5 protein-coding genes and 2 pseudogenes are annotated in these 8,121 nt (G+C 49.3%); all 7 read left to right on the top strand.

From position 1 onward, the window contains the following. Positions 1-187: 187 nt before the first annotated feature. Complete coding sequence (locus tag Q0323_RS05425) at positions 188-1,333, top strand: hydrogenase small subunit (RefSeq protein WP_298052284.1); 1,146 nt, start codon at positions 188-190, stop codon at positions 1,331-1,333. Positions 1,334-1,335: 2 nt separating this feature from the next. Further along, complete coding sequence (locus Q0323_RS05420) at positions 1,336-3,057, top strand: nickel-dependent hydrogenase large subunit (RefSeq protein ID WP_298052283.1); 1,722 nt, start codon at positions 1,336-1,338, stop codon at positions 3,055-3,057. Between the two features lie 3 nt (positions 3,058-3,060). Further along, the gene (cybH, locus tag Q0323_RS05415; protein WP_298052281.1) at positions 3,061-3,735 is read left to right on the top strand and encodes a Ni/Fe-hydrogenase, b-type cytochrome subunit; all 675 of its coding nucleotides are present in this window, start codon (positions 3,061-3,063) and stop codon (positions 3,733-3,735) included. Beyond that, positions 3,732-3,827 (top strand): annotated as a pseudogene (locus Q0323_RS05410) (hydrogenase expression/formation protein); the annotation flags it as partial. The gene cybH and the pseudogene Q0323_RS05410, both read left to right, overlap by 4 nt. 27 nt (positions 3,828-3,854) lie before the next feature. Further along, positions 3,855-4,610 (top strand): hydrogenase maturation protease, encoded by a 756-nt coding sequence (locus Q0323_RS05405; RefSeq protein ID WP_366939559.1) that lies wholly within the window; start codon positions 3,855-3,857, stop codon positions 4,608-4,610. Further along, positions 4,594-6,231: a hypothetical protein gene (locus Q0323_RS05400; RefSeq protein ID WP_298052280.1), complete on the top strand. Its 1,638-nt coding sequence runs from the start codon at positions 4,594-4,596 to the stop codon at positions 6,229-6,231. The genes Q0323_RS05405 and Q0323_RS05400 overlap by 17 nt, the downstream gene beginning before the upstream one ends. Before the next feature lie 285 nt (positions 6,232-6,516). Then, positions 6,517-7,932: pseudogene (locus Q0323_RS05395) on the top strand (Sua5/YciO/YrdC/YwlC family protein); the annotation flags it as partial. Between the last annotated feature and the right edge of the window lie 189 nt (positions 7,933-8,121).

Genomic DNA, 8,121 nt, shown 5'->3' with positions numbered 1-8,121 from the left:
CTCCGCCGTAATTTAATGTTTCGCCCGCCGTGCTAAATTTTAATCCGCCTTTTATTTTTAAATTTAAAACCTACTAGACGATGAATAAATATAAAATTTTAATTAAATCTAACGAAATTTAAGGTGCATGAATTCTAAATTTTGATAGAATGCCATTTAAAAATATCCTAAATTTCAGGAGGACATTATGGTTGATTTGGCTCAAATTTCGGCTAGACTTGATGCCGTTGAGCGTTTGCCGCGAATAAAAACGGAGGAAAGCATACAAGAAAGGCTTAAAAGCAAGGGTTTTTCGCGCCGCGATTTTATGAAATGGAGCGGAGCGATGACCGCGATGCTCGGTCTTCCGGCCGCATTTGCACCGAGCGTGGCGCGAGCGGCGGAGCTTGCGGATCGCTTGCCTGTGATCTGGCTTCATATGGCGGAGTGCACGGGCTGTAGCGAGAGCTTGCTGCGCACCGACACGCCTAGCATCGACAGCCTTATATTTGATTACATCAGCCTAGAATATCACGAGACGATAATGGCTGCCGCAGGCTGGCAAGCCGAGGAAAATTTAGAGGGCGCGATCGAAAAATACAAGGGGCGCTATATCTTGATGGTAGAGGGTGGAATTCCAAGCGGCGAGAATGAATTTTTCCTAACCGTGGGTCCTGAGGGCAAGAGCGGAGCTCAGCACTGCAAGCACGCTGCCGAAGGCGCTGCAGCAATATTTGCGATCGGCACCTGTTCGAGCTTCGGCGGTATCCAAGCCGCAGCTCCGAATCCGACCGGTGCCGAAGGTTTGGACAAAATCATAAACAAACCCGTCATCAACATCCCAGGCTGTCCACCTAGCGAAAAAAACATCGTCGGCAACGTGCTAAATTTTATCCTTTTCGGCACGCTTCCGAGCTTGGACGTTTATAATAGGCCTAAATGGGCTTACGGGCTGCGAATACATGATCTATGCGAGCGTCGCGGACATTTCGACGCGGGCGAGTTTGTAGAAAGCTTCGGCGATGCGGGTGCGAAGGACGGATACTGCCTTTATAAAGTAGGCTGCAAGGGTCCTTACACGTTTAACAACTGCTCGCGCGAGCGTTTCAACTCCCACACTAGCTGGCCGGTACAGGCGGGTCACGGCTGTATAGGCTGCTCGGAGCCTGATTTTTGGGATCATATGGGACCTTTTGAGGAGCCTTTGGCGGATCGCCTTTACGAAAGCGTTTTCGGCGGGCTCGGCGCTGATGCTACTGCAGATAAGATAGGTGTCGGAATTTTGGCGATCACGGGTGTTGCGGTAGCGGCACACGCGGCGATTGCGTCATTTAAGAAAGATAAAGGGGAATAATCATGTCGCAAAGAATCGTAATAGATCCGATAACCAGAATAGAGGGACATTTAAGAATAGAGGTCGTAGTGGATGATGAAAACATCGTGCGCGAGGCTTATAGTAGCTCCACTTTATGGCGCGGGCTTGAGACCATAGTAAAAAATAGAGATCCGCGCGACGCGGGATTTTTTATGCAAAGAATTTGCGGCGTCTGCACCTTCTCGCACTACAAAGCAGGTATCGTCGCGGTAGAAAACGCCCTTGGTATCACTCCGCCGCTAAATGCCTTGCTGACGCGCACGCTGATGGCTAACGCGCTATTTTTGCACGATCATCCGGTGCATTTTTATCAACTTCACGGGCTTGATTTCGTAGATGTAGTAAGCGCTCTTAGCGCCGATCCTAAAAAAGCAAGCGAGGAGGCGTTTAAATACTGCGACACCCCTTATGCGTGCGGTGCGGATAAACTAAAAGAGGTGCAAGATCGCGTGGGCGCTTTTGTTAAGAAAGGCGCTTTGGGACCTTTCGCCAACGCCTACTTCGGCCACCCAACATATAAGCTTAGCCCGGAGCAAAATTTAATCGCTCTTTCGCACTATCTTGAATGTTTGCGCATTCAGCGCACGGCGGCTCAGATGATGGCGATATTCGGCGCGAAGCAGCCTCATCCGCAAAGCCTCACCGTAGGCGGCGTAACCTGCGTGATGGATATCCTAAGTCCTGCGAGACTGGGCGAATATATGTCTAAATTTAAAGAGGTCGCGGACTTCGTAAATCGCGCCTACTATCCTGATCTCGTAATGGCTGCGAAGGCTTACGGCAACGAGCCTAGCGTGCTAAATGATATCGGCGTGGCAAATTTATGGACTCATCAAGAATTTCAGCTTTCAAAGAATGAATGGCTGTTTCAAAGCGGCATGATCCTTGACGGCGATATTAGCAAGGTTTTGGAGCTGGATGAGAACAAGATCACCGAGGAGGCAACGCATGCGTGGTATAAAAACGACGCGGCGCTTCATCCTTACGACGGCGAGCAAGAGCCGAATTATACGGGCCTTAAGGACGGACAGAGCATCGACGCGCACGGCAAAGAAGCGCATACGAAGGTGCTCGATACCCAGGGCAAATACACCTGGATCAAAGCTCCGCGCTACGACGGCAAGCCGCTTCAGGTAGGACCACTTGCAAATATCGTGGTAAATTACGCTAAGAAAAACGAGCGCGTAGTAAAAGTCGTGGATCAATTCCTAAAAGATACCGGCTTGCCGCTTGAGGCGGTATTTTCGACGCTTGGACGAACGGCGTGCCGTATGATCGAAGCTAAAGTCGTTGCCGACAACGGACTGATCGCGCTAGAAAATTTGATTGCAAACATCAAAAGCGGCGACACTGAAACCTGCGCAAAATATGTAATCGACAACTCAAAAGAGTACAAAGGTCGCTATATCGGTCACGTGCCGCGCGGCGCACTTAGCCACTGGTGCAGGATCGAAAAGGGCGTCATCAAAAACTGGCAGGCGGTCGTGCCGTCTACTTGGAACGCCACTCCGAAGGATAAAGACGGCGCTATGGGCGCTTACGAATCCTGCTTGATCGGGCTTAAACTTGCCGATCTTTCCAAGCCACTAGAGATCATCCGCCGTATCCATTCATTCGATCCTTGTATCGCTTGCGCCGTGCACGTAATGGACGCTAAAGGAGCGGAGCTCGGCTGCTATAGGGTAGATCCCAGTAAAGGATAAACGATGAAAAAAAGATTTGCGGAATACGAGTTCTCCATCGGTCTTAGGCTCACGCACTGGCTGCGTGCGCTTTGCATTACGATTTTGGTGATTACCGGATATTACATCGCCTTCGTTTTCACCGCGCCCGAGGTGAGTCCCGAGCCGGTGCTTTTTATGCAGGCTAAATTTAGATTCGTGCATCTGATCTTCGGCTTTGCGATGATCGGTGCGGCGATCTTTAAAACTTATCTTTTCTTCTTCGATAAAAAGAGTAGAAAAGAGCTTTTAAGCATCAAGGATTTTTTTAGCCCTCGCATCTGGATCGCTCAGATCAAATACTATATCTTTTTGGGCGAGCACCCGCATCTTCGCGGCGTTTATAACCCTTTGCAGTTCATATCATATCTGGGCTTTTATCTAGTGCTATTCGTAATCTGCCTAACGGGAATGATTCTATACGTTCACGTCTATCACGAGGGGTTAGGCGGCGCGTTATACGGGCTCTTACGCCCATTGGAAGCTGCAATGGGCGGTCTAAGCGAAGTTCGAATGATTCACCATCTTTGCATGAATATCATCATAATCTTCGTACCGATCCACGTCTATATGGCGGTCTTTAACGCCGTCAAGGGTAGAGACGGCGCGATGGACGCGATCGTAAGCGGCTATAAATTTAAAAAGGAAGAGCACGCTTGAGGGTGCTGGTACTGGGTATCGGCAACGTCATCTACGCGGACGAGGGCATAGGCGTGCACTTCGTCCGCGCGCTCGCGCAGAACTATAAATTTTATCCTAAAGCCGCCGCACGAAATTCTATGGCGGGCGAGGATATCGCGGCGCAGAATTTCATGCAAAATTCCGCCCAAGTCTCTGCGATACAAAATTCTACCTCACAAAATTCCATAGAGCGAGACTCCTTGCAAAATTTTGCGGATGAAAATTCTAACTCCGAGCGAAATTCCGCGGCAGTAAATTTAGACCGAAATTCTACTCCAGAACATTCCGCAAAGCAGAATTCAGCTTCAAATTCTACTTCGCAAAATTCCGTCATAAATTCCGCAGCGCAAAGCTATATCAATGCGGACTTTATCGCCGAAAATTCCGCCGCGCCGAGCAACAGCGCGGATCAGATCCGATTTATCGACGGCGGGACGCTAGCTAGCTTTTTGATGCCTACGATAGCGGAATTTGATGAAATTTTGCTCGTAGATTGCATAGACGCGGACGGCGCAAAGGGCGGCGAGGTGTATTTTTTCGACTACGACGCGATGCCTAAGCAGATCAGCTGGAGCGGTTCGGCACACGAGGTCGAAATGCTTCAAACCCTGCAGATGATGGATCTTTGCGGCGATCTGCCTCACGTTAAAATTCTAGCTGTCGTGCCGCGGCGCATCGAGGAGGCGAGCTTTAAGCTAAGCTCCGTGATATTAGAGTCCTCAAAAACCATGGAAAAAACGGCGCTTAAGTACCTATCGGATCTTGGCTTCGCGCATGAAAAAATCGCCGATCTCAGCGTCCAAGATATCGCGGATCGATTTGCAAAAAGGGGGCGAGATGATAGTAACATATGAGTTTAACTACCTTAATGAAAACGCGCTGATAGCGCACTTCTTGCTGTTTTATGCTCGCAAAAGCGCACTTGAGTTTTGCCTGAAAAAAGAGGCGAGCTTAATAAGCCTTTTCGTGCGCGGCAGCGAGGATGAAATTTTAAAATTTAGCGACGAGGCGATGCCGCTGATTCCAAACTCCATATTTTTGGCAAAATCCTCCGTGCGCGTGGTGGACGAAGGCGGCGCCGAAGCGAAAGCGCTGAAATTTAACGGCACATTTGAAGATGCCTCCTCGGGCGATTTAAGCAAATTTTTCGAGGATGAAATTTCAAATGCCCGTAGCACGACTAAATTTAATAATTTCACTCCGCGAGTGATGAAGGAATACCTCGCTCACGCCGAGCCGTCTCAAAATGAATTCGGAATAATAAGCAGCGCCGACGTGCTTCATGAGGGAAAATTTAAAGCGGTATGCAGGGATAATTTCGCCGGCTTACTGGAGCTTTGCCGCATAAACTTATTTCATGCTCAGCAGGTGCAGATTAAGCGCGGTGGCGCAACTTTCACGCTCAAGGCGGATGTGGATTTTAGCGCCGATTTTTTGATAGCTGCAGGAGTGGGCGCGCTGGATCGGATTTTTGTGAGCGATGAAAAGAGTAAAATCGCGCTCGCAGCCTTTGAAAAGCCGCTCATAAGCCTAAAAACCAATGCGATCTTTAGAAAAAACCACGAGAACGCGCCTAAATTTTTTGACGTAAAGCTTGCGGGCGACATATTCGTGTTTGCGCTGGTGCGCGCTTTGGCAAGCGACGGGATCTATTTTTTAAGCGTAAAATGCGAAAGCGCGGCGCAAAAATACCCTCTTTTTAAGGTCGCGCCGCTGCAAAATGGCTTTTTGATCGTGCAAAACGAGGACTTTTTAAGCGACGCTGCAAGCTCATATCTAAAAAACTCAAAGGACAAAAACTCCGCTCTTTTTGCGCTTACGTACCGTGAAAAAGGGCTTTTAGATGATCCCAAAAAACGGGTTTTGCGCTGCTTTTTGGGCGTGGGCGCGGATGATGAGATCGCAATTTATAGCGAAAGCTCCAAAAAAATTCTACTTAAATTCGATCTGCCGCGCAGCTTTGACGAGCTTAAAGCTAAAATTTGCGCGGATGAGACGGGCGCGAAACTGCTTGAAAATTTCAACGCCAAATTTAACGTAGACGCCGCAAAAATCGATGAAATTCTAAAAAGCGCAAATGCGGGATTTTACGGTATCTTTAGTGTGGCTGCACAGCTTATCTGGGGGCGCGATGCGGAATTTTTGACGGCGGCTGCGGAGGATTTTACGGGCGGCAAAGGGGTGCGACTCGATTTTTGCACGGACGAGCGCGGCTGCGTGCAAGCGGATAAAATTTTGCGCTCAGCGATGAGCTATGCGCTCGCAGGCGCCAATGAAAAGCTGTTTGCGTTCGGATTCTTCGATAGTTTAGGCTATTTTTTAAGCGATCTGGCGGATGAGCGCAAAGAGGATTTTGACGTTTTGATCTTCGGCGGAGCGATGTTTAGCGGGCGCAAATTTGCGGATTTGATGCTTAAGCTTTGCAAAAATTTTGACGCGAGCTTTAGCGACAGCTTCGCGCTTCAAGCTCGCTAGATCGGGCATATATGCGAATTTTTGGTAAAACTCCTAAGTCTTGTCCGCAAAACAGCGAGTTGCGCGGACATTGCGGCGCCGATAGCTGCGTTATGCTGGTAAGCTTAGCGCAAACGAGATTGCGCGAAATTTCAAAAAAAGCGGCAAAGGGCGCGGGCGCGAAGGATCAAATTTTATTAAATTTAGAGCATATTTTGAGGCGCCCGGTACGTTTTATCCGCCCGCTGCGAGCACAACTTGCTCGCAAAACAGCTACTGTGGCGCGCAATTTATGAAAGCACGTGCATGAAAGCGGCTAAATTTGAGGTTTTCGGAGCAGTTCAGGGGGTAGGATTTCGCCCGTTCGTCTACAAACTCGCCATGGATTTGGGGCTGAAAGGCGAGGTTTATAACGACGGCGAGGGCGTTAAAATCATCGTTTGCGCAGACCTTTCCGAGCCGCAAAAAGGCTCTATTGATAAAAATTCCGCCCCTTTAAATTTAGATGAGCCGAATTCTAACGAAATTCAAGCGCAGAAAGTATCGTTATCAGCTGCTCGGTCTTTAAATTCTGCCGAGTCGGATTCTAACAAAGCCGCGAACTCATCACAAAATTTTGCAAGTTCAAATTTAAACGAGAGCCCCTTTTCGCCGCAGAGCGCGCCGAACTCGCCAAGTGATTTGACTGGCTTGCCGCGAGATTTATTGAATGATTTAGCAAGCCTGCCTGATTCAGATTTGACGAGCTTGTCGCATAATTTGACGAGCGATTCGCAAGCCGCAGCGAGCGAGAAATTTTTACCGAACTTATTCGAGACCGATCTAAACGAGCAGGGCTCCATTTTGCCCGCTTCGTCGGATCAAAATTTCGTCGTGCAAAAGCGCGGTATGTCGCAGAATGAATCGTTGCAAGACTTGCAAAATACTAAACGTGACTTGCAAGATGCGAAAGAGGACTTGCAGGACTTTAAACACGATTCACAAAGTGTCGAGCAATATCTGTGCGAAGAAGAAATTTTAAAAATTTTCGAGCGGCGCCTTCGCGGCGAAGCGCCGCCGCTTTGTCGTATCGATAAAATTATCCGCACCGATCTAAATACGCAAGATTTTACGCAGAATTTTACTGATTTTAAGATCACGCAATCCAAGGAGGGACGTAAATTTAACCCGATTTTGCCCGATTTTGCGATCTGCGATCAGTGCAAAAAAGAGTTTTACGACCCCCAAAATCCGCGCTTTCACTACCCATTTATCAACTGCACGGATTGCGGCCCGCGCCTTAGCATCATCGCCGCGTTGCCGTACGACCGCGCAAATACCACGATGAGGGCGTTTGAGATGTGCGAGTTCTGCCGCGGCGAATACACGGATCCTCTCACGCGCCGCTACCACGCCGAGCCGATCTCCTGCCCGCACTGCGGTCCGCAGCTGTTTTTATGCGGCGCGGGCGGCGAAATTTTATCAAGCGGCGAGGAGGCGATAGCGCGCACGGCGGAGCTTTTGCGGCGTGGGCAGATCGGCGCGATCAAGGGGATGGGCGGCTTTCATATCGTTTGCGATGCGACGAACGAGCGCGCGGTACGCATGCTGCGAACGCTCAAAAAGCGCCCGAGCAAGCCCTTCGCGATCATGTGCCGCGACGCAGCGCAAGCATGGCGCGCAGCTAGCTTAAGCGCAGAGGAGGAGGCACTGATAGATTGCAATGTCAAGCCGATCGTGATTTTAAAAAAGCGTGAGTTTTCTTGGCGCACAGAGGCGGGCTTTGCGGCGGATTTCAGCACGCAAAATTTAAAGGCGCAAGGCAAAAATTCTATATCGCCGAGATTTGCGGGCGAGCAAGAAAAATCGGCGCAAGAGCAGGACTCTGAGCTACAAAATTTACGCAATTCCGCAGCGCAAAATTTTAGTACG

This window comes from uncultured Campylobacter sp. (genome assembly GCF_938030145.1).
Taxonomy (GTDB): Bacteria; Campylobacterota; Campylobacteria; order Campylobacterales; family Campylobacteraceae; genus Campylobacter_B.
This window is presented reverse-complemented; position numbering and strand designations above follow the sequence as displayed.

Coding starts and splice junctions, on each gene's coding strand:
- Q0323_RS05425 (WP_298052284.1), top strand. CDS start 188: ATGGTTGATTTGGCTCAAATTTCGGCTAGACTTGATGCCGTTGAGCGT.
- Q0323_RS05420 (WP_298052283.1), top strand. CDS start 1,336: ATGTCGCAAAGAATCGTAATAGATCCGATAACCAGAATAGAGGGACAT.
- cybH (WP_298052281.1), top strand. CDS start 3,061: ATGAAAAAAAGATTTGCGGAATACGAGTTCTCCATCGGTCTTAGGCTC.
- Q0323_RS05405 (WP_366939559.1), top strand. CDS start 3,855: ATGGCGGGCGAGGATATCGCGGCGCAGAATTTCATGCAAAATTCCGCC.
- Q0323_RS05400 (WP_298052280.1), top strand. CDS start 4,594: ATGATAGTAACATATGAGTTTAACTACCTTAATGAAAACGCGCTGATA.